The sequence below is a fragment of the Vibrio sp. T13N genome (assembly GCF_032970445.1).
GTDB lineage: Bacteria > Pseudomonadota > Gammaproteobacteria > Enterobacterales > Vibrionaceae > Vibrio > Vibrio diabolicus.
In genome coordinates this window covers 43,150-64,676 of the sequence record NZ_JAWJYE010000010.1, presented here as the reverse complement: position 1 = coordinate 64,676, position 21,527 = coordinate 43,150, and the positions used below count along the sequence as shown (strand labels likewise).

Below are 21,527 nucleotides of genomic sequence, written 5' to 3'. Positions count from 1 at the left end.
GAGCGGCACATCATCACGCAGAGGCATCATGAACGAGCGTCGCGCCCTAGGATTTGGGCTCTCAGCAGTATTACTTTGGTCTACCGTTGCAACCGCATTTAAACTCACGTTGGCAGAATTTACGCCAATCCAAATGCTGTGCATTGCCAGTATCGTCTCTGCGCTTGCGCTGACGATAATCTGTGGTGTGCAAGGCAAGTTGGGCCAGTTAAGTGCCACCTTCCTCTCAAACCCTTGGTATTACCTACTGCTTGGGTTGATTAACCCCTTGGCGTATTACGTCATTCTCTTTAAAGCGTATGACTTGCTTCCTGCATCTCAAGCCCAAGCAATTAACTACAGCTGGGCCATTACCTTGACGCTAATGGCTGCTGTTTTCTTAGGGCAGAAGATCCGAGCTAAAGATTGGCTCGCTTGCGGTTTTAGCTATGTAGGCGTGATTGTGATTGCCACACAGGGCAATGTTCTCGGCATGCAATTCGAGAGCCCGTTGGGCGTGGGGTTGGCGCTGCTATCGACACTGTTGTGGGCTGGTTACTGGATTTTAAACACCAAAAATAAGGCCGACCCTGTGGTTGGTGTCTTACTTGGTTTTTTGGTCGCTATTCCATTTGCCATTGGTTTAAGTCTTTATGAAGGTGCGAGCTGGCAGGCAATCTCAATTAAAGGTTGGGCAGCGGTGACGTATGTCGGGCTATTTGAAATGGGGATCACTTTCGTCCTATGGCTAAGCGCCCTCAAATCGACACAAAACACAGCCCGCATCAGTAATCTGATCTTTGCTTCTCCATTCATCTCACTGATGCTATTGGCAACCATCATTGGTGAAGAAATTCATCCATCAACCTTGATTGGTTTAATACTGATCATCAGTGGATTAGTGGTCCAACAAGTATCGTGGGGTAAAAAAACCAAAGCCATGAGCACTTCTCAATGATGAACAAAAAACCTCAATAAACGATGCAATGAGTTGGATAAAAAAGAGATATAGCTAACAGTTTAATGATAGAAAGCGCCTTACGCTGCTGGGAATTACCTAAGCGTTGGATACGATACCAACACGGCCCAATAGCTTAAGCTAGATTCTAATACCACTATCTTTGGGCGCTTCAGGACACGTTATTAATTATGTTTCGCTTCGCTATTCCTTCGCCTTTGATGGCAGACTGGCAACAGGCTCTGCAACAATGCTGTGATGCTACTCAAGCTCAGGGACAACTTTATACTCTGAGCGATACCCAGCAGTGGCTATCAACTGAGGTGTCCACCTCGGTTCAAAATCATTGCGCTATCGTCGAAGTGGTAGTGCAAGTTGCCGATCAATTTAAACCGACAGACTTGACGATAAGCCACACATCCTTTGGACAGCAAACCTTGAGCATAGGTCCAATTTGGCTACCAAATGGCGATCTGTTTGCCGTATTAGCGCTAACTCACCCTGACGATCAAATCACGGTAGTGTCTGCTTGGCTGAGTGCATTAGTGGGGCGAATGAGCTTTGATGTCAGCTCACACTACCAGCAAGAACGAACACGCCATCAAACTGCAGCGACCACACCATTACCGACGCTGCAAGAGTTTATCGACTGTCTTGAAGACCATATTTGGATAAAAGGCATGGATGGTCTTTATTCGATGACCAATCGAAGCGTAGAAAATGCGTGGCAAAAGACCAACAGTGAGATCATCGGCAAAGATGATTTCGCACTATTTAGCCACGAGCGAGCAGAGAAGTTCATTGAGGCCGATAACTTGGTCGTGGCGACAGGCACGCTGAACATCGTCGAAGAATGCCGCCAAATTGATGAAAACAATAACCCAACTTGGCTAGAAACCATTAAGTCTCCTGTTCGTGATAATGACGGAAACTTAATTGGTATTCTGGGCATGACGCGCAACATCACACGCCGGAAAATGGTCGAAACGCAACTCTCATTGGCGTCCAAAATTTTTAATAATTCACAAGAAGGCATGGTCATTACTGATCGCAATGCCAACATCATTGATGTAAACACAGCCTTTACTCAAATCACCGGCTATCGCTCTGAAGAGGTGATTGGAAAGAACCCCAGAATTCTGCGCTCAGGTCATCATGACCAAGGCTTCTATAAACAGTTGTGGCATCAACTCGAAACCAAAGGTCAATGGAAAGGCGAGTTCATCAACCGAAAGAAAGATGGCAGCATTTACCCGCAGTTAGCGACCATTAGTGCCGTAATGGACGATAAAAATCATCTCATTAACTACATCTGTGTATTTGAAGATATTTCCGTGCGTAAAGCGCACGAAGAAAAACTGCAGCGCATGGCCTTTTATGATCCGTTAACGAATCTGCCTAATCGCACCCATTTACTTAGCTTGCTTGAGCAACACATTGAAACCGGGCACAAGAACCAACAGACGTTTGCCACCCTATTTCTAGATATCGACCATTTCAAACACATCAACGATAGCATGGGTCACTTTTGTGGTGATCAGTTGCTGTCTAAGTTGGCTATCCGTCTGCAAGATATTCTTCACTTAAATGCGCATGTGGCTCGCATTGGCGGCGATGAGTTCGTGATCATTTTGCCGGACGTCCACAGTGATGTGGCTTTGCTGGAAACTGTCGGCGATATTCTCAGCGTTTTCCAACAACCGTTCGACTTGGCAAATCACGACTCACTGCGCGTCTCGACCAGTATTGGCATAGCCTTATACCCAAGAGACGGCCAAGACAGCGAAACCTTACTCAAAAACGCAGATACAGCAATGTACTTAGCGAAGAAAAATGGGCGCAACGGCTACGCATTTTACTCGCCAGATTTAACCGATAAATCGGTATCCCATGTGCGCATTCAATCTGCTTTGCATCAAGCGATAGAAAAACAGCAACTTCGATTAGAGTTCCAACCACAATACAACTTGGAGCAACATGTGATTGTTGGCGTTGAAACCTTATTACGCTGGCAGCACCCCGAATTTGGCCTTGTACCACCAGCCGACTTTATTCCAATTGCAGAAAAAACGGGGCTTATCCAAAGCATTGGCGAGTGGGTCTTGCTACACGCTTGTCAGCAAGGAAATGCTTGGCTGAAGCAAGGCATTGAGTTTGGCAGAATTGCGGTTAATGTGTCGGCATTACAGCTTCAGCAATCGAATTTCATTCAGAGATTGAGCGATATCCTCAATCAAACTGGTTTTCCTGCTCAACGGCTGGATTTGGAGATAACCGAGAGCTTTTTACTGATCGACCCTCAACAAGCCATTGCGTCGTTAAATCAACTAAGAGGCTTAGGCATCGAGATTTCTCTGGATGATTTCGGCACAGGCTATTCGTCTTTGTCTTATTTGAAAGGTTTACCCATCAATAAGCTGAAAATTGATCGTTCGTTTGTCAGTGATGTACCCAGCAACAGCGATAGCAATGCGATTGTGAATGCGATTATCGCCATGGGCAAAACACTGTCATTGAAAGTCGTAGCGGAAGGAATAGAAACTCAGGAGCAAGCCGATTACTTGTTCGAAAAAGGCTGTGTTTACGGTCAAGGGTATCTTTTTAGCCAGCCAGTAAGTGCGGAAAAACTTTTTCGTTGAGCCAGCTTGTAGCCCAAGTCATTCTCGTGGAGCCACATCCTCGGGGATGGTTTGGCTTGGTTGACTTTGAGTTGATTGACACAGCTCCAGACGCTCAACCAAAATATTAATGCAGACCAATAGCGGTACACCGATTAAGAGCCCCATACCGCCCCAAAGCCAACCCCAGAACACGAGCCAAACGAAGATCACTAACGGATTTAAGTTGAACCTTTTCCCTAATAACGTTGGCGTAACAAACTGGCTTTCAATCAAGTTGATCAACAAATAGATAGACACCACAGTGAGCATAAAACTGGCCGACTCCAACTGCAGATAAGCCACAAAACCGAAACTCACCATGGAGATGACAGGGCCGAGATACGGCGCAAAATTCATCACGCCAGCAAACGCGCCCCACAAGAATGGGTCCTCAAGGCCTAAAACAAAAAACACCGCCCCAACACTCAATCCAAGTCCCGCATTCACCAACGTGATAGTGCCAATGTATCGAGATAGGTCTTTCTGTAGTGCTTTGACCAGTTCAATCGCTTGGCGCTGCTTGGCAAACCCATGCAAGTACGACACTGACTTTCGAAATAAGCTGCGTCCATGATTGAGCATAAAATAAACCATAAACAGCACGATCATCGCTTGTGTCAAAATGGTCGGCGTCGTGGTCGCGAGTGTCTTCACCAAAGAAAATACGGTGTTATTCCCGACTTCATCCATACCCATATCGCTGGCAATATTCAGCGGCGTATTAAGGTGATCCGCCGAGGCTTGAGTCACTTCACTCACTTCTTGCGACACATTTTTCACGATACTGGGTAGTTCAGACCACCACTGCTTAGCTGGCTCCGACATGGCAGCAAGGCCAATAATTGAAGCACCAACCAAGAATGACAGAGTCACCACGACGGTAATCGCGCGCGGTAAACCTTTGTCTTCAAGATAATTAATGAAAGGACTGCATAACAGAGAAATAAAGGTACTAAGCACAATAGGTAACAAGATTGGCTTAGCAAAATACAACCCTGGAACGAGCAATAAGACAAGAAGGGTTGCACCAATCGCGGTGTTGGCAGGGATGTTCAATTTCGCTGTCATAAAAAGGCTCAAGGTCGGTAGGAATCATTATCGGCGAAAGCCGTTATTGGGGTTGCTCGACTTCTGTTTGTGTCGCGGTCTCTTCTGTCGAAGCAGTAGTGCCTGCTTGTGGTTCAGCATTTCGCTCTTGTTCTACGCCCGACTGGTTAGAAGACGCGGCCCTAACTGGCTTGGCAAGCGAATCCGTTAGTTCGGAGACACTACTCGCCAATAGCCCCATGGAAGAAATAGAGGAAGTCAGTCGAGACAATCGACCCGCTTTGGCAGCGGTAACGGCAACGACAGCACTAATACCTAGCGTCGTCCAAGGATTTTCTTTCACAAACTTCTTAGTGGTAAACGTGAACATTTCCATCGACAAGCAGCATTGCTCTAAAGATGCCTTACCTTCCATCCGCTTGATTCGCATGGCTCGATTGAGCTTTTGTAGCGAGCGCATCCCACCCCTCCTGCAACTGTTCTGTCGTATTTTTGAATCCAAGGAAACCAACTAAACGCTTCTGCCACCAAGCTAAAGACAATAATGCCAAACCTAAGGACGCAATAAATACGCCCACTGCAACATACACGTTAGCGGTCAGCTGATAAGCCACAACACCAGAAGCAAGGCACAAACTGAACACGAACAATACCGACAATAAGGTAAAAACAATGGTGCACAGCAAAATCTGTCGCGCTGCGGACGCATTAATTTTCACCTCCAAGAGGAACAAATCCAACGTTGAACCCGACCACGCTTTCAGCGATTGAGTCAATTGGTCCAGTTGTGAAAGAATACTGCTCAAACCATTGATGGTTTGTTGGATATCCTGCTCTTCTGCCCCACTTGGGGCTCGACCGCTGTCTGCTGCGGCCGAGCCTGGTTGCTGGTTGGTGACTTGTCCGGAGTTATTCATTGGAACCCTCGCCTTCTGTTATGTGGCTTAATCCGTTGGACCGTGATTATTTGATCAGCTTCGAAACCGCCCAACCCGCAAGGAAGGCACAACCAATGCTCAGCAATGGACGCTCCTTGATAACGTTCTCTGCCGACTTGGTCGCCTGCTGAACGTGTTCCGCGCCCACATCAAATTTCTCTTTAGCTTGGTCTTTCATTGCGCCGACGGCTTCCGTCGTGGCTTGCTCCGCCAAGTGATATGCTTCTTCTAACTGCTCTTGAGGTTTTACTGTGCTTTCTTTTGTTGTAGCCATAACTAGCCTCCGTTGATGAGTTGAGTAGTAAATCAAGTGAAACAACTTTTGAACTCACTTACTCACTACAAAGCCATATCCGTGCCAAAATTATAAGTACATGTTTTTAATTGGTTTTTGTTTTATTTCACGACAAATGCTTATCTGTACGTGTAATTCTTTCCAGACTTCCCCAGCATTCTTGTAATTTTTTCTTAGCGCCTTGTCTGCACCCCTCCAATTCTTGCGCAATAAACTCATAACCAATTGATTAATAGAAAAATAACATTCTTTGGCATACAACCTGCAACTAAAGATGAAACATCGGTGTTTGTTCCCCATACGTACAAACACTCCCATCACCAACCAAATCAGGAGTGAGATATGAAAAATGAAAATATCGCCTCAATCATTGAGCTTATCGAGAGCGGAAATGACATTTACAACAAGGCCATTGAGAACATTGACAACACTTCTTTGAATAATGTGTTGGTAGAACTGCTTAGAGTACGTGAGCGAGCGGTGCTTGAGCTTACTCCCTACACATTGGCAAATAACCAGGAAGACTCTGCCGACGACACTCCGGTTTCCTACACCATTAAAGCGCGTGAAGTGTACAGCGATGTGATGAAGGAGGTGTCTTCTGACAAAGAGTCCATGTATTTGGAACAGCTCGAAGGTGTTGAAAGCAAGGTGCTCAAAGAGATTGAAAACCTAATTACTAGCCACCCAGAGCAAGCGGATAATTCGGTTCTACTGAAAGTTCGCAGTGATATCAAAAGCTGTAAAGAAAAGCTCAGCAGCATCAGCCTTATCAGCTGATCCTTAGTGGTCGCCTTTGCAATCAAGCGCTGGCAGAGAAAATGGCCAACTCGTTTTGGCCATTTCTGATAAGACCACAGGCACCTCAATACAACCAAAACTAGAAAACACTAAACCGAGTAATCAACACGGTAGTCATAAATAAAGAGGTCAGTATGACATTGGATAATAATCGAGTAAGGGAGCTACTCGTAAAAATGACACACCATCGCCAAACGTGTTTGCCTCTCGTTAATCCGCAATCGCATATGACACTCGCAAGAGCGGCGTATCGATTCGTTAAAATAGAAAAAGTGATGATCAAAAAGATGGCGAAGTTGTTCTTCGACCAAGATGGTGAACAATTCATTGCAGAAAATGCCACCGAATACGGCGTTGCCGAATTAGGTAATTACAAAGAAATGCATTTCATGAACAAGTTGTTGTTAGATGATTTAAAAGCGCTACTCAGAGCCATTGACGACACTAACTTAACGGCGCTTGTTTCTTACTGGTTAGCTGCTTTACAAGTCGAAAACGATGAAATTGAAAAGCACTTACCCCAGGGTGAGTAGTCATACTCACCCCCTTCTTCCTTTCACTTCGAGAACGATAAATAGACGCTCTCTCAGATACAAAAAATACCGATATAAAAAAAGCCGCTGCACCTACGCAGCGACCTTATTGGTTCCTTCAAAACTACGACTAAACCGGTAAACAAAGGCACGCTATAAAGCACTAGGCAAATCAAAGCACTAGGCAAATCGCGCATTATCCACTGCTTATCTGTTTTAAAGCTAAGCCGATTTACTTCTCCCGCTTGGGACAAATACATTCAACGATTTTGGACGAAGCTTAATCGCTAATTGCTCATCAGAATAAAGCTCACCATCAATCACATACTCAATCGGTTTGTTCGCAGAAATAGTGACATTCTGAGCCGTCGCGTATTGAAAATGAGTCGATTCCTCCTGCGCACCTACGCTGGTTAATGTCAGATCAGACAATGCGATGAGGCGTCCACCTAAAGATTCGGTGTTATCTAAATACGTGATATGCAGCTTGCCATCGTCAGGCTGCGGAGCACCACCACCTTGCGCGAGCAACGTACTAAAAGGAGCGATGTTCGCAACGACAAAGCTATGAACTTCTAGCGTTTGTGATCCATTTTCGCGGTTTTCATCTTCAAATGGCGCATCCATCGCAACAGTCAACGTCTGCGTCTCTTCCGCCACCACCGCGTTAAAAAAGCCCGTTAAGTAGGCCAATTGTCCAAAGGTGTTTTTCTCTTCTCGCTGCGCATGCTCGATCATTTTCTGCTCTAGGCCAATACCTAGGACTAACAATATAAGCCTCTGATTACACTCCGCCGTATCAATACGTTGACAGTGACCTGCTAGCAATGCTTCACACGCTTTTTCGACTGGTGAGAATTTTGCGCCAACTCCATAGAGCACATGACATAACGCATTGGCGGTCCCGAGCGGAACAATACCGAGTTTGATATCAGTACCTACCAGCTGGCTCGCCACTTCCGTCACTGTGCCATCGCCACCCGCTACGATAATTTGCTTAGCACCACTTTCTTTTGCCTGAAGCGTGATCTGCTCGGCGCTGAGGCCTGTCGTGGTTTGATGAATACTCAAACGATATTTTTTGGTTAGTTCACGAATCAAGTGCTGTTCGTTTTCCTCCCATTTGCCACCACCTGCAACAGGGTTGACCACCATCCAAGTGGATTGATCCAGACCCAGTACGCCTTTTTCACTTATCGCTCGTAACGTTTTGATCTGCAATTTATTCAATCTCGCGGTACTGCGCACGTCATTGATTTTTTTCATCACAGATTCAACCGTCAGCGACGAGTCTTTGCTCAGTAGATACGCCGCAACAACAAACACCGAACGACCGCGCCCTAACGCACAATGCACAACCACAGCTCGCGAGCACGAGATTTGCGTATCAATCCAGTTAATCGCATGACGCAAGCGTTCCAACGTTGGGGCTTTGTGGTCGAGTACCGGAATCGAAAGGTAATGAAACTGCTTGTCGGTCATCGCACTTTCAAGCCCAGCAAATTCTGCGGTGACATCGACAATACAAGAGATATCATTGGATTCGAGAAAATCTAAGTCACTCTGAAATAGCCGACGGGAGAGGTATAAATTATCGCTGACTTTTTGGATTGGAGGCACAGTATCGCGCCGTCTTTCCCAGGCATTATACGCTCTAGCGCCCAGCAAAAAGGGGATGAATGCCCAGCGGATCCACCTGACAATCTTACCGTCTTGGTTTTTTCTAAAAATGGAGGGAATGTCGAAAACGTAGGCTACGCTGACTAATGCTAAAGAAAGAGATACCCACAAGAACAACAGGCTAACCATGATTTGGGGAATATAAATAGCAGCCAATAAACTGATCAGAGCGCCAAGAATATAATATTTGATGATAAACATTCGCTCTCCTTGCCTTCAGCGAGTGCGCTTTTTTAGTGAAAGTGAGAATAAGCTGGTTCTAGTTTAGGCTAATTAGCTTGGTAAACGCTTTGATTGGGCCCCTTCCCGTGCCGAAATGGCACGAAAAGGACCAATACTCCACCTAACTAGCCATTTCTTCGACGTAGCTATCCGCTAGTTTCATTTTCTGCTGATCGGTCATCACCTTACCGGCCAATTGGAAAAAACGATGCTCTTCTTCTTCGAGGTGGTGCAATACTTTGTGACGCAAAGTTTTCATGAGGTTGAGCCATCCTGGCGAGCTCATGTCGGTTGCATCAAGCTGTGCAATCACTTTATCAATCTCGTGGTGCTCTGCGATGCCATGACGAGTAAGATCGATGGTTTTATCACTCTCGATTAAAGGCGCGTAGAAAAAGCGCTCTTCTGCGGCGGCGTGCTGTTCGAGTTCATCCTTAAGATTGTGATAAAACTCTTCGCGTGCAGGGGAATCTCCAGACGTTTCCATCAGAGCATCGAGTAAAAGGCGTTGCTTTTCATGACTCTCTTTTAGTACATCAAATATGTTTTTCATCTTTGACTCCTCATCTGATTGTAAACACTTGGGATAAAAGGAAGGGCGGTGATTGACCGCCCTTCTCTTACATTGCTGTGAACAAAAAGCTGACCTGACTCGACTAACAATCTTGGTCTTCTGCGTTCAAGTTCTCTTTAATATTCTCACACTCATCTTCAATCGCATTTTGAGTTTCTTCGGCGGCTTCATCTATCTTCTTGCCTGCCTGTTCCATTGGCCCTTCTTCACTACAAGCAGCCAGTGCGAACACCAAACCAAATACTGCGGCGATACGGTAAATTAATGACGTAAGTCGCATGAAATCTCCTATCTATTTACGTTTTTTCTTCCTAGCAGAACAATCACTATTGATACAATTAATGACAATAGGAATAGGTAAAATATCACTTGCGCGATAGAGGCCGCCGCCCCTGCAATACCAGTAAAACCTAGTAGTGCAGAAACCAGTGCCAAAGCCAGAAAAATAAACATCCAACGAACCATAGTGTTACCTCCTAATAAAAGTGGGTTAGGTCACTCGGCTCGTTATTATTGAACCACTTCTAGCTTATCAATCACCTTATTTACATCATTGGTATTATTTGCAATTGAAAGTGCAAGATCATGCTCCGCATCTGAATTAACCTTACCTGCCAACGTTACCGTTTTACGTTCCGTCGTTACATCAATGTCCGTACCACTTACATTGGTATCCATCAGTAGGCGCGTTTTAACTATAGTCGTGATTTTAGAGTCGGTCAGTGTGGCTAATGCCTCTGAATCGGTTTCTTTCTTACCTTCATTCACCACTGACAATTCGTTGTTTACTTTTTTCACACCATCAAGACCTGTTACAAGCTCTTCGGCAAGCGATTTTTCAAGGTCATTGTTTACCGAACCAGAAAGGGTAACTACCTGATTTTCAACATCGGTGTTGATATCAAAAGAGTTGAGGTTACTGTTTAGCAGCAGCGTCGTTTCGGCTTTACCATCTAGCCAAGCGTCCATGGATTCTTTTTCCCATTTATCACTCGCTAAGACTGCTGTAGATGAAGTAGCAAGAACTGACGTAAGTACAATTTTAGCTGCGATGTTATTCATGGTAATTCTCCTTTATTGACGTTGTATTTCCATAGGAGCAAACCATGTGCCAAGTTTTTAACTCGTTGTTTTTAAATGAATAATAAAAGCAAGAGATAAAAATAAGACAAACAAGAAAATATAAGCATGAATTATTTACACAGAAGAAATGTAATTTTTAATCGTTAATAATTTCGCAATCAATTACATAATACGCCAATAAAAGATGAGACATTATTTCTTCGACTTCACTTAATCGCAGAATTATTATTTAAAATGTGAGACACCCGAATAAAGAAGCAATATTTATCAGAATTATTACTGATATATACCAAGAGAGGATCAACAAAATTAAAATAGCCTACAGACCCTTAAATCTCTGCTGACAATATTTTGTCTTGTGCACTTAGAATAATCCACGTACATTGTTTCTGTCATAGTAAAGAGGACATTTCTATGTCGTTGCCAAGCCTGTTTCTACGAATACAAGACCCGACACTTAAAGATGCTATTGCCTCTTGCCAGGAACTGAACAAATTTCGTCTGCATAATACCGATGCCGCAGATGGTTGGATTGAAGATTTCCTACAACTCAAACCGGAAGTTGCGATTGTTGAAGTCGCCCACTTTACTAGCGCAGATTACCAGCGCCTTTCTAATATCGAAGACATCTACGATATGGACTTGATCATCATTAGCTCTGGTGCTCCAAACGAAAATTTGGATAAGCTAATGAACTTAGGTGCAATTTTTCACTACAGAAAACCCGTCGATATTGCCATTTTGACGGACACCCTAAGCGAAGTCAGCCAGTACTATCAGCAAAAACAAGATCAAGGACGTAAAGTGTCCACTAGCGATCTCGACCAGTTTGGCCTTTTGGTGGGGTCCTCATCGCCAATGCATCAGCTCTATCGCATGATCCGACGCGTCGCAAAAACAGAAGCCAACGTCCTCATTGTCGGTGAAAGCGGCTCGGGTAAAGAGTTAGTGGCACAGACCATTCATTTAGCCAGTGATCGCAAGCAACAACCCTTTATCGCGATTAACTGTGGTGCGATTAGCCCAGAGTTGGTCGATAGTGAACTGTTTGGTCATGAAAAAGGCGCCTTTACCGGAGCGAATAAAACTCACCAAGGTGTATTTAAACAGGCAGAAGGCGGCACGCTGTTTTTAGATGAAATCACCGAGATGCCTATCGAGCATCAAGTGAAGCTATTGCGTGTGTTGGAAACCGGAGAGTATCGCCCAGTGGGCAGTAATACGGTGCATATCGCCAACACTCGCATCATTGCCGCCACCAACCGTGATCCTAAAGTCGCCATTGAAGAGCAGTTCCTGCGTGAAGATCTGTTTTTCCGTTTATCGCACTTCCCATTAACGATACCGCCACTGCGAGATCGAGGCGGTGACATCGTCGGTCTGGCTAAACACTTTATCGCGCACCGCAACGCAAATGAGGCTAAAACCAAAACCATTCTTGATTCTGCCATCCAAAAAATCGCTGCACACGATTGGCCAGGTAATGTCCGTGAGCTCAAACACACGATCGAGCGTGCATTTATTTTGGCTGATGACACCATCCGAGATGAACACCTGATATTCGATACACCGCCATTGGAAACAGGCACAAGCATCGAAGACCTTGTTCCAGCGGGCGTTTCACTAGAAGAGCTAGAAAAAGCCGCCATTCTCAATACGCTTGAAGAGAATCAAGGCAATAAAACGGAATCTGCGCAAGAGTTAGGCATTAGCGTTAAAACGCTCTACAACAAACTCGAAAAGTATCAAGACGAGTAACTCGCTGTGGGAATACAATGAGAATATAAAAAGAGCACGGAATACGATTCAGTGCTCTTTTTTATCTTATCTTTTATGCGGATGTGTAGCGTTTGATTACACCCACTGACCCGCGACAAAGCCGCTCGACCAGCACCACTGAAAATTGTAGCCCCCTAACCAGCCAGTCACATCCATCACTTCGCCAATGAAGTACAGCCCTTTGATGTCTTTGCATTCCATGGTTTTCGAAGATAAGTGATCGGTATCCACACCGCCGAGTGTCACTTCCGCGGTTCGGTAGCCTTCAGTGCCATTCGGGGCGATATCCCAATGCTCTAAACGATCCACAATCGCCGCAAGCTCCTTGTGATTGAACTGCTTTAGCGGTTTATCGACCAGCTCTTTACGTTCAATCAAGACTTCAACCAAGCGCTTTGGTAGCACTTTAGCGAGCGTATTTTTGAGCGACTGATTCGGATGCTTTTCACGGCTGCGTTCTAATAACTCGGCAACATCATCGTTTGGCACCAGATTAATCGACACCTTTTGCCCCGCTCGCCAGAATGATGAAATCTGTAAAACGGCTGGGCCAGATAAACCACGATGTGTGAACAACAGGGCTTCTTTGAACATCGTGCCATCTTCAGCTGTAATTTCCGCAGGTACTGCGATACCAGATAACTCAGCAAAGTCTTCTTTGTCTTCTTTATGCAACGTAAATGGTACAAGCCCTGCCGTAGTTGGGATAACTCGAAGACCAAATTGTTCCGCGACTTTATAGCCAAATGGTGTCGCCCCCAGTTTTGGCATCGACAAGCCACCGGTTGCGATAACTAAAGACTCACACTCGACAATCTCAGTGCCAGCATGCAAACGAAAGCCTTCATCGATTTTCTCAATTGAGTGAACATCGCATTGGTAACGCTGCTCGATATTCGGCATGTCACACTCAGCCAACAGCATCTTCACGATGTCTTTCGCCGTAAACGCATCGACACAAAACAGCTGACCGTGATCGCGCTCTTCAAATTCAATACCATGCTTACACACCATCGAGATAAAATCCCAGTTGGTGTATTGAGAAAGCGCCGACTTAACGAAATGCGGGTTTTGGCATAGGTAGTTGCTGGCTGAGACGTCGTAATTAGTGAAGTTACAACGGCCACCGCCTGAGATAAGGATTTTACGTCCTGGCTTTTTAGCATGATCGAGCACCAAAACACGGCGGCCTCGCTTGCCGGCTTCTGCAGCACACATCAAACCCGCTGCACCTGCGCCAATTACAACAACATCAAATTTCTTACTCATCGGTAGCTCTTAGACTGATTGGGATCGAATCGAAATAAAAAAGGATGTGCACATTGCACATCCTTGCTTTCTAGGCGCGACATTCTACCGACAAATCTCGAAGGGGAAAAGCGCTTAAACGGTAAGCGCTATGCATACCCGTACAATCCTAGGAGATTAACTCGCTAGATTATTGATTCTTTAAAGAATGAAGGCCGCGAGTAGGGTAACACCGAGCAAAGCGGTCGATAAAACAAATAGCTCACGCACCCTTTCGCACTTACCAGTAAAAATCTCATCGTGGTGATGGTGATATTCTTTACTTTTGATGTAGTGGAACAAACGCACCTGTTTGGTGACATTTCCATGGGTGGTAAAAAAGCCATTGCCATCAACTTGCTGATATAACAACGGATGCGCTTCACGCATGATGTAAATTAGAGAACGAAGAGCGGTGAGATACCGGATCATGTTGACTCCAGTTACCACCATTAGCGCAAATAAGATTGTGTCTCCACTAATCATCTTTTCCTCCCTACATCTTCAACAATGCTCAAGAGAAAAAGACGATCAATGCTTCGTCTTTATCCGCTACTTATAGCGTCAAAAAACGCGTTTACGCAGCTGGAGCATCCATGATTGAAGATGAACCTTCTTTCGCCATTTGTGCTAGATCTTTGTCGATGAAGAACAATGCTTTACCATCTTCACCTACTAATTCGATCTTATCTAAAATCCCTTTAAACAACTTCTCTTCTTCGTGCTGTTCAGACACGTACCACTGTAGGAAGTTAAACGTTGAGTAGTCTTGGCTAGTAAATGCAACATGTGCCAATTTGTTGATTTTTTCCGTGATCATTTGCTCATGTTCGAAGGTCTCGCGGAAAACATCACCTAAGCTAGCAAAATCATGCTTTGGTGCATCAATAGCGCCCAAAATTGGCATTGAGCCAGTTTCACTTACGTAGGTGAATAGGCGTTGCATGTGCTCCATTTCTTCTACGGCGTGAGCGCGTAAAAATTCAGCCGCACCTTCAAAACCTTTGTCTTCACACCAAGCACTCATTTGTAAGTATAGATTGGATGAGAAAAATTCTAGGTTAATTTGCTCATTCAATTGTTCGACCATAGTTTGAGACAGCATGTTAACTCCTATTAATGTGCATGCAATATACCCAAGTAACCTCGAGATAAACGACGCCGCGAGATTGACTTGCTCTACATCAGAGGCAAGGTTTTACTTGAACTATAGTCAGTAACGGAGCGCTGAACTCCGCATCTCAAAGTCACTTGGGTATAACGCCACTATAACATGATTACTGAGACAAGACTTTGTACCTACGACACTGATATGAGATCACTTCAGCAAATTTTTTTGGGGGTTAGTGCTAATCTAAAACTATGACCTTACAAGGAGATAGCAATATGAGTTACAAACACATACTTGTGGCAGTCGACCTGTCAGACGACAGTAAAGTGTTGATTAAAAAAGCCGTATCACTGGCTAAACCTCTGGATGCGAAAGTCTCTTTTATTCACATCGACGTGAACTACGCAGAGCTCTACACCGGGCTTATCGACATCAATATGGCAGAAGCGCAACATCAAGCAATGGAAGCGTCGCGCACACAATTGGCGAATTTCGCAGAATATGCGCAATACCCAATAGCCCATACGTTGGTCGGTAGTGGCGATTTGAGTAATGAGCTGTGCGATACCATTCAAGACTACAGTATCGATTTGGTGGTTTGTGGTCATCACCAAGATTTCTGGAGCAAGATTCTGTCTTCGACTCGACAACTGATTAACTGCTCTCCAGTCGATATGCTGGTCGTACCGCTAAAAGACTGATTGGCGCGACGTTAAAACTTGGTTAGACTGCGGGCACATTTGTTGTTGATAAAGATTCTCATCCATGGCTTATCTATCCGCAGTTACCCTACTTTGGGCATTCTCATTTAGCCTGATCGGCGTTTACCTCGCTGGTCAGGTTGATTCTTGGTTCTCGGTGTTCATGCGCGTGGCACTGGCGAGTCTGGTTTTCATTCCCTTTTTAAAATTCCGTGGCGTTAGCAAATCCTTAATCGCGAAACTGATGACGGTCGGTGGCTTTCAGCTTGGTCTGATGTACTGCTTCTACTACCAATCTTTTTTGCTCCTTTCCGTGCCAGAAGTATTGCTGTTCACCGTATTCACACCCATTTACGTCACGCTGATCTATGACTTCTTGAAAGGTCGCTTTTCACCTTGGTATTTGGTTACCGCGGCGATTGCTGTATTTGGCGCAGCCTGGATTAAGTTTGCAGGCATTAATGAAGACTTCCTGCTGGGCTTTTTGGTCGTACAAGGAGCAAACCTCTGTTTTGCCATTGGTCAGGTAGGCTACAAATACATCATGGAAAGTGAGCCGGTTGATTTGCCACAACACACCGTGTTTGGTTACTTCTACTTAGGTGCGCTTTGTGTAGCAACCGTGGCTTTCGCTCTGATGGGCAACCTCGACAAACTACCCACCACCGCAACGCAATGGGGCATTCTGACGTACCTTGGTTTAATTGCTTCCGGTTTTGGTTACTTCGCGTGGAACAAAGGCGCAACCATGGTGAACGCAGGAGCACTTGCAGTAATGAACAACGCATTGGTTCCGGCGGGTTTGATTGTGAACATTGTGATTTGGAACCGCGATGTTGATGTCATGCGACTCGCCATTGGCGGTGCGATCATCATGCTATCGCTATGGATTAACGAAACCTGGGTGAAAAAGCGCGTCGAAATGAGCTACGCCAAGAAGTAAAGCGACCACTCCCAACACACATACCGACAATAAAAAACGCTCTCCARYTGGAGAGCGTTTTTTGGATTAGATTAATGCACTTTGACTTGCGAGCTTGTGCTCATCAACGCATTAGGCGGCGTTGATAGCAACACCTCTAGCGTGGCATTGCGCGCTTCAAGCTTGCGCTGACGCTTAAGTAACTTTTGTTGCTTTTTCGCTACTTTTAACAACTTCTTCTGCTGCTTATAATGCTTTTTCAGTGCTTTTTTCGCTTTCTTAAGCGATTTTTTATCTGCTAAATCAAACCATACTGATGCGTCGCTTCTTACTGGCTCCAGGGATTTTTCGGCTTGCTTTTTCTCTTTCACTCGCTCAACAACACGCTTCACAATCGCTGCTTTTTCGTTGCTTTGTTTTGTTGTCACAGGAATCGGTTGTACTGGCAGCGCTTCAGCCAATAAGCCACATGATTGTTGCTCGTTCAATGGCTTGTCTTGGCATTTTTGCGGCGGAATAGCGGCTGGCTTACACAGGGTATCTTTGGCCGCTGAAGAGCGTGCGCAAGAGCGACAAACAAACTTTGGTGCGACAACTAAACGATGGATGTCGCCAAGCTCCGCCGCGATCTGTTTACGACTCATTTTACATAAGCGTTTAGCCATTCTACTACTCCAGCTTCCCAATTATCGACCGCATCACAACAAGTGAAATAATAATAATTCTTAGTTAGATATACAGTCAGGGAGGAGAATTAGCAAGAGAAAACTATCAGTAACGGTTCAGAAAGAGAGGCTTGATCACAGCACGATACACCGTACTGTGACAAGAAAAGTTGAGCGGTCAGGAAGTTATGCCATTGAGGCTTTAACATAGACATCAAAGCGATTTTTTTTGGTTTCAATCGCCATAGTCGGCTTTTGCTCGTTCAGCCAGTTTGCATAGTCTGGGCGCTTCACCACCACGCGTTTTGTGGCTAACGCCATGGCAGGATCTAGCAAACCATCGGCGTCCAAATCGGCGCCAACCAACGATTGGAAAACGCGCATCTCTTTTTTTACGAGCGCCGATTTCTTCTTGTTTTCTGGGTGCGGATACATAGGGTCGAGATACACCACATCTGGCTGAACAAAGTCTTCATCTTGTGCCAGCTGTTCCAATGCATCATGACTGGAGGCATGGATCAGCGACATACGCTCTGATACCCAAGTTCCAATTTCAGAGTCTTGTTTCGCACGCGCTAACCCGTCATCCAGCAACGCTGCGACTACCGGGTGTCGCTCCACCATCTGTACCTTACAGCCGAGCGAAGCCAAAACGAATGCGTCACGTCCCAGCCCCGCCGTGCCGTCTAGAACGGTTGGCGTTGCCCCTTTGTTCAAACCTGCGGCTTTTGCGATGGCTTGGCCCTTACCACCACCAAATTTTCGGCGATGTCCCACTGCGCCACCAATTAAATCGACAAAAATAGCGCCCAACTTTGGCTCATCCACTTTACGCAGCTCTAAACGCTCGGTGGTCAGCACCAAAGCAAAATCGCTCTCGTCAGTGTGAGAAAGCTGCCAGCGCGCAGCCAGTTCATCCAGATGAGGTTGTTGAGACGGGTCTTCACAGATCAATTGCAGTTGCAAAAGGAGGCTCCAATAAAAAATCGCGGTAACTGGCGCTGAGTGTATACCTAAGTTACCTCTCAATGCTAGGTTGAGCTTGATATGACAAGACTACTCAGCCGTCAGTCGCTCAACTAACTCAGAAAGCGGTTGAGGATGCCCAATACCGTAGCCTTGGCCATAATCCACACCAAGATCGATCAAATGCTGCATGACTTGTTCGTTTTCGACAAACTCCGCCACCGTCACTTTGCCTAGCTGTTTTGCCAGATCATTGATCGAGCGAACCATCACACGGTCCATTTCATTTACGTTGATATCTCGCACGAAAAGACCATCAATTTTCACGATATCAACGGGAAGTTTCTTTAAGTAACCAAATGAAGACAAGCCCGAGCCGAAATCATCCAATGCAATCATGCAACCCAACGCTTTGAGCTTGGTGAAGAGCTCAATGGCTTGCTCAAGATTACTCATCGCTGCTGTCTCGGTGATTTCTAGACAGATTTTTTCACACGGCATGGACGAACTTTCCAATCGCTCCAATAAGAAATCGATAAACTCTTGATTCCCCATAGATTGACCTGAAAGGTTTATCGAACAACGACCGAGTTTTTCAACCACCTCCGGGCGTTGCTCAAACCATTCTAGCGTTTGAGTAATGACCTGTTTATCAATCCAATGCGCAATGTTGTATCGCTCGGAGGCAGGAATAAACAATGCAGGAGAAACATAATCACCATATCCATTGCGAATGCGCACTAAAATCTCAAAATACATCTGAGCATCGTGCTTTTGTAAGCTTTTGATAGGTTGAGCAAATAGCTCTAAACGCTGATTCGACAATGCCTCATGCACCAAATTGACGCTCTGCATTTCCATCTGGCGACGTTGTAGCTCTTCGTTATCTAAGCTAAACAGATTGTAGCGGTTACGGCCTTGCTCCTTGGCGGCATGACACGCAGAGTCCGCTTGAGCGTGCACCATTTGCGGCGTCTCTGCCGTATGATCGATGATACGAATACCAATAGAACAACTGATGAACAAGCGTGTATCTTCCCAAATAAAGAGATGTTCACTCAACGTCGAGATGATCAGTTTAGCGATATTAATCGCGCCGTATTCGTCGCAATCTTTGAGTAGTACCGCAAACTCATCGCCTCCCATTCGAGCCAAGATGGAATTGTATGGCAGCACTTCCTCTAACATGCTGGCGCAAAATTGAATCGCCGCGTCACCCGCATCATGCCCAACCGTATCATTGAGGACTTTTAGCTGATCTAAGTCGAGGTACAGCATGGCGTGGACGCGACGATGGCTGTCCACCTCACGCAGTGCGGTCTTGAGCTCTAGTTCAAAGTGGTTTCGGTTATAAGTCCCTGTCAGTAAGTCATAGCGCGCTTGATATTCCAACTTCTCGGAAAGCTGTTTGGTTTCTGTAATATCTTCACCTACAATCAATAGCTGATCAGATTCACTCAGTGGACGAATGTTCTCGCGTACCCAAACACGATGACCGTTTGCATGGCGATACTCGACTTCCCGTCGCCAGACCCCATGCACCTGTTGATTGGGTTGCAATAGCACTTGGCGAGGAAACAGTACCTTGTCATCAAAATAAAACTCCCTTAGGCGGTGTCCGAGCATGTCCATCGGTTTGTAGCCTAGGAGTAGCTGAGCAAATCGATTCACTTCTTGAATGCGATTGTTGCTGTCGAGCGTCACCATCATGACTGGCTGTTGCTCATAATAGTTACGCAGGGTTGATTCGCGTTGATAGAGCTTATCTTCCATCAACTTACGACTAGTGATATCGCGCGCTTCAAACAAGTATTGGTTTTGATTTCCTACTTGCTGAGAAAAAGGCTTGAGTGAAATTTCCAACACCAATGTACCGTGCTCTTTACTCCAAATTTCAGCCTCAAACGTCGACACTTGATGGTGAGGCGCGTGGAAATACGCCTCAAGCAACGCTTGTGCTTTCTCACTCCAATTGGGATGAAACCAAAGTGGTCGGTCTAAACACAGCCCTTGGTGATACAGCAAAGATTGCAGGTGATCGTTGCCCGATTTAAGTACACCGTTGGCATCCAAAATGCCCATATACTGCATGCTCTGATCAAAAATCGATTCTAAGATGGCTTGGCTTTCTCGCGCGGCACTCTCGCTGCGACGCATCCGCTGTAAATAGTAACCCATCAACAAAATGACCACCGACATCACTACAAACAGGCTACCAAACAAGCGAATTTCTTTGGCAAAACGCTCAGAAAACTTCATCGGTTTATTAAAAAATACCGCAGAGACCTCTTGCTCAGCACCCAACCCCCAGCGCACTACAGCTTGATAATCGAGCTTGATTTCAGAATCACTTTTCTTCACGGCTGGCAGAGATTGGTCAGGGTTATCCAACACAAACTCAAGTATCTCAGCGCTCTCAATGCCATGCCGATAACCACTTTGGATCACGCCACCAACCGCACCGTGCCCTAAGCCAATATCGTGCACCATAAACAGCGGCGCATTTGAGGCTCTGTTAACGCCAATCCAGTCACGTTCACTGCCAACCACACCCTGTTTATCTCGGTAATAGGTCCAAAACAGGACGACTTTATCTTTATTCAGCTTCGCTACTTGTTGCTTTAAGTCAATGATACTATCGGGAATAACTTGCACGATTTTGTCGCGATATTGCGGATGTTCATGTACAAAATCGTCGATTTGGTAGCGTAATACCTCTCCCGTTACGGAATGGTCACTGACAATAAGAATTTGGGTGTAATCAGGGTGTAGTCGCTCTATGAGGGCTAAATTTGCCTCCAAATCGACATCTTCTGTTACTCCTGTTGCGTTCAGAGATTGGTGCAAAGAAGGATGATAATTGTTGATGCCGTTAAATATAACCGGGGTGTCTTTGATGATTGGTGCCAAACGCTGCATCAGTTCAAGCGCGTTGTTGTCGCTCACTAAAATGGCATCGAATCGTTCTGTGCTTAATTTCGTACGATATAAGGATTCAAGCTGAGCGAAAAACTGCTCACTCTGGTTACGTTTCGAGTCTAAATAGAGCACGCGCATATCCAGCGATCGATCACCCAATTGCTGCTCGATACCTCGCTGTATGGAATCCGTCCAGAAAAAACCTTGATGATAGGAGTGCACGACCAAAACTTTCGGATCTGAGGCCGCGGCAAACGCGCTCCAACATAGCGCGACAATAACCAGAAAACGCTGCACATTATCTCCATAGCTCGGAGTTAACCCGCAGTTACTCCTGCCAAACCTTGTGAATCCTATCCGCTATGAGTATAAAAGGGAGGTAAAACTCTATCCCTAACGGAAATAAT

The 21,527-nt window shown here is 45.5% G+C and carries 22 protein-coding genes; 7 read left to right on the top strand and 15 right to left on the bottom strand.

All coding sequences use genetic code 11. The features are described 5' to 3' along the window. Positions 1-28: 28 nt before the first annotated feature. Both R2S67_RS16580 and R2S67_RS16575 read left to right on the top strand, forming a co-directional pair. Positions 29-937 carry a DMT family transporter gene (locus tag R2S67_RS16580; RefSeq protein ID WP_203342897.1) on the top strand — a complete coding sequence of 303 codons (909 nt, stop codon included), beginning with the start codon at positions 29-31 and terminating at the stop codon, positions 935-937. A gap of 191 nt (positions 938-1,128) precedes the next feature. Continuing rightward, positions 1,129-3,576, top strand: coding sequence for an EAL domain-containing protein (locus tag R2S67_RS16575; protein ID WP_317345815.1), 2,448 nt, complete (start codon positions 1,129-1,131; stop codon positions 3,574-3,576). Between the two features lie 18 nt (positions 3,577-3,594). On the opposite strand, the gene R2S67_RS16570 is transcribed toward R2S67_RS16575, so the two are convergent. The 4 genes from R2S67_RS16570 to R2S67_RS16555 are packed head-to-tail and all read right to left on the bottom strand — an operon-like array spanning position 3,595 to position 5,856. Then, positions 3,595-4,665 carry an AI-2E family transporter gene (locus R2S67_RS16570; RefSeq protein ID WP_139059543.1) on the bottom strand — a complete coding sequence of 357 codons (1,071 nt, stop codon included), beginning with the start codon at positions 4,663-4,665 and terminating at the stop codon, positions 3,595-3,597. 43 nt (positions 4,666-4,708) lie between these two features. Beyond that, on the bottom strand, positions 4,709-5,104 hold the full coding sequence (locus R2S67_RS16565) for a hypothetical protein (protein WP_317345813.1): 396 nt from the start codon (positions 5,102-5,104) through the stop codon (positions 4,709-4,711). Further along, positions 5,049-5,561, bottom strand: a complete 513-nt coding sequence (locus tag R2S67_RS16560) for a hypothetical protein (RefSeq protein WP_124007321.1) — start codon at positions 5,559-5,561, stop codon at positions 5,049-5,051. The genes R2S67_RS16565 and R2S67_RS16560 overlap by 56 nt, the downstream gene beginning before the upstream one ends. A gap of 46 nt (positions 5,562-5,607) precedes the next feature. Next, positions 5,608-5,856, bottom strand: a complete 249-nt coding sequence (locus R2S67_RS16555) for a hypothetical protein (protein ID WP_005394426.1) — start codon at positions 5,854-5,856, stop codon at positions 5,608-5,610. 363 nt (positions 5,857-6,219) lie between these two features. Here R2S67_RS16555 and R2S67_RS16550 point away from each other — a divergent pair, with 363 nt between their 5' ends. Together R2S67_RS16550 and R2S67_RS16545 are read left to right on the top strand one after the other, a co-directional pair. Further along, positions 6,220-6,657, top strand: coding sequence for a DUF2383 domain-containing protein (locus R2S67_RS16550; RefSeq protein WP_005394423.1), 438 nt, complete (start codon positions 6,220-6,222; stop codon positions 6,655-6,657). Between the two features lie 155 nt (positions 6,658-6,812). Continuing rightward, positions 6,813-7,211, top strand: coding sequence for a hypothetical protein (locus R2S67_RS16545; protein WP_005379193.1), 399 nt, complete (start codon positions 6,813-6,815; stop codon positions 7,209-7,211). Positions 7,212-7,433: 222 nt separating this feature from the next. Here R2S67_RS16545 and R2S67_RS16540 read toward each other — a convergent pair whose 3' ends face one another. The 5 genes from R2S67_RS16540 to R2S67_RS16520 all read right to left on the bottom strand — a co-directional run bounded on the left by R2S67_RS16540 (position 7,434) and on the right by R2S67_RS16520 (position 10,749). Further along, entirely contained in the window at positions 7,434-9,092 is a 1,659-nt protein-coding gene (locus tag R2S67_RS16540) for a diacylglycerol kinase family protein (protein WP_317345808.1), read from the bottom strand. A gap of 142 nt (positions 9,093-9,234) precedes the next feature. Next, positions 9,235-9,666 carry a hemerythrin domain-containing protein gene (locus R2S67_RS16535; RefSeq protein ID WP_193448006.1) on the bottom strand — a complete coding sequence of 144 codons (432 nt, stop codon included), beginning with the start codon at positions 9,664-9,666 and terminating at the stop codon, positions 9,235-9,237. A 103-nt stretch (positions 9,667-9,769) separates the two neighbouring features. Further along, positions 9,770-9,967, bottom strand: coding sequence for a hypothetical protein (locus R2S67_RS16530; protein ID WP_048624594.1), 198 nt, complete (start codon positions 9,965-9,967; stop codon positions 9,770-9,772). 8 nt (positions 9,968-9,975) lie between these two features. Next, a complete protein-coding gene (locus tag R2S67_RS16525; RefSeq protein WP_012841233.1) occupies positions 9,976-10,152 on the bottom strand; it encodes a DUF1328 family protein in 177 nt (58 codons plus the stop codon). A gap of 45 nt (positions 10,153-10,197) precedes the next feature. Next, positions 10,198-10,749 (bottom strand): BON domain-containing protein, encoded by a 552-nt coding sequence (locus R2S67_RS16520; RefSeq protein WP_012841234.1) that lies wholly within the window; start codon positions 10,747-10,749, stop codon positions 10,198-10,200. Between the two features lie 435 nt (positions 10,750-11,184). Between R2S67_RS16520 and R2S67_RS16515 the strand changes: the two genes are divergently transcribed. Continuing rightward, positions 11,185-12,528, top strand: coding sequence for a sigma-54 interaction domain-containing protein (locus R2S67_RS16515; RefSeq protein WP_048624593.1), 1,344 nt, complete (start codon positions 11,185-11,187; stop codon positions 12,526-12,528). 96 nt (positions 12,529-12,624) lie between these two features. Here the strand turns inward: R2S67_RS16515 and R2S67_RS16510 are convergent, their stop codons facing one another. The 3 genes from R2S67_RS16510 to ftnA form a co-directional block, all read right to left on the bottom strand. Next, complete coding sequence (locus R2S67_RS16510; RefSeq protein ID WP_317345803.1) at positions 12,625-13,818, bottom strand: NAD(P)/FAD-dependent oxidoreductase; 1,194 nt, start codon at positions 13,816-13,818, stop codon at positions 12,625-12,627. A 180-nt stretch (positions 13,819-13,998) separates the two neighbouring features. Continuing rightward, positions 13,999-14,322 carry a universal stress protein UspB gene (gene uspB, locus R2S67_RS16505; protein ID WP_005394407.1) on the bottom strand — a complete coding sequence of 108 codons (324 nt, stop codon included), beginning with the start codon at positions 14,320-14,322 and terminating at the stop codon, positions 13,999-14,001. A 91-nt stretch (positions 14,323-14,413) separates the two neighbouring features. Next, the gene (ftnA, locus tag R2S67_RS16500) at positions 14,414-14,941 is read right to left on the bottom strand and encodes a non-heme ferritin (protein ID WP_005379167.1); all 528 of its coding nucleotides are present in this window, start codon (positions 14,939-14,941) and stop codon (positions 14,414-14,416) included. Positions 14,942-15,222: 281 nt separating this feature from the next. Here ftnA and uspA point away from each other — a divergent pair, with 281 nt between their 5' ends. Both uspA and R2S67_RS16490 read left to right on the top strand, forming a co-directional pair. Next, on the top strand, positions 15,223-15,648 hold the full coding sequence (gene uspA, locus R2S67_RS16495) for a universal stress protein UspA (RefSeq protein WP_005379165.1): 426 nt from the start codon (positions 15,223-15,225) through the stop codon (positions 15,646-15,648). A gap of 64 nt (positions 15,649-15,712) precedes the next feature. Next, a complete protein-coding gene (locus R2S67_RS16490; RefSeq protein WP_006741764.1) occupies positions 15,713-16,591 on the top strand; it encodes a carboxylate/amino acid/amine transporter in 879 nt (292 codons plus the stop codon). Positions 16,592-16,662: 71 nt separating this feature from the next. Here the strand turns inward: R2S67_RS16490 and R2S67_RS16485 are convergent, their stop codons facing one another. From R2S67_RS16485 to R2S67_RS16475, 3 genes are all read right to left on the bottom strand, one after another. Further along, positions 16,663-17,235 carry a hypothetical protein gene (locus R2S67_RS16485; protein WP_317345772.1) on the bottom strand — a complete coding sequence of 191 codons (573 nt, stop codon included), beginning with the start codon at positions 17,233-17,235 and terminating at the stop codon, positions 16,663-16,665. A gap of 186 nt (positions 17,236-17,421) precedes the next feature. Further along, positions 17,422-18,201: a class I SAM-dependent methyltransferase gene (locus tag R2S67_RS16480; RefSeq protein WP_317345771.1), complete on the bottom strand. Its 780-nt coding sequence runs from the start codon at positions 18,199-18,201 to the stop codon at positions 17,422-17,424. 90 nt (positions 18,202-18,291) lie between these two features. Then, on the bottom strand, positions 18,292-21,417 hold the full coding sequence (locus R2S67_RS16475; protein ID WP_317345770.1) for an EAL domain-containing protein: 3,126 nt from the start codon (positions 21,415-21,417) through the stop codon (positions 18,292-18,294). Between the last annotated feature and the right edge of the window lie 110 nt (positions 21,418-21,527).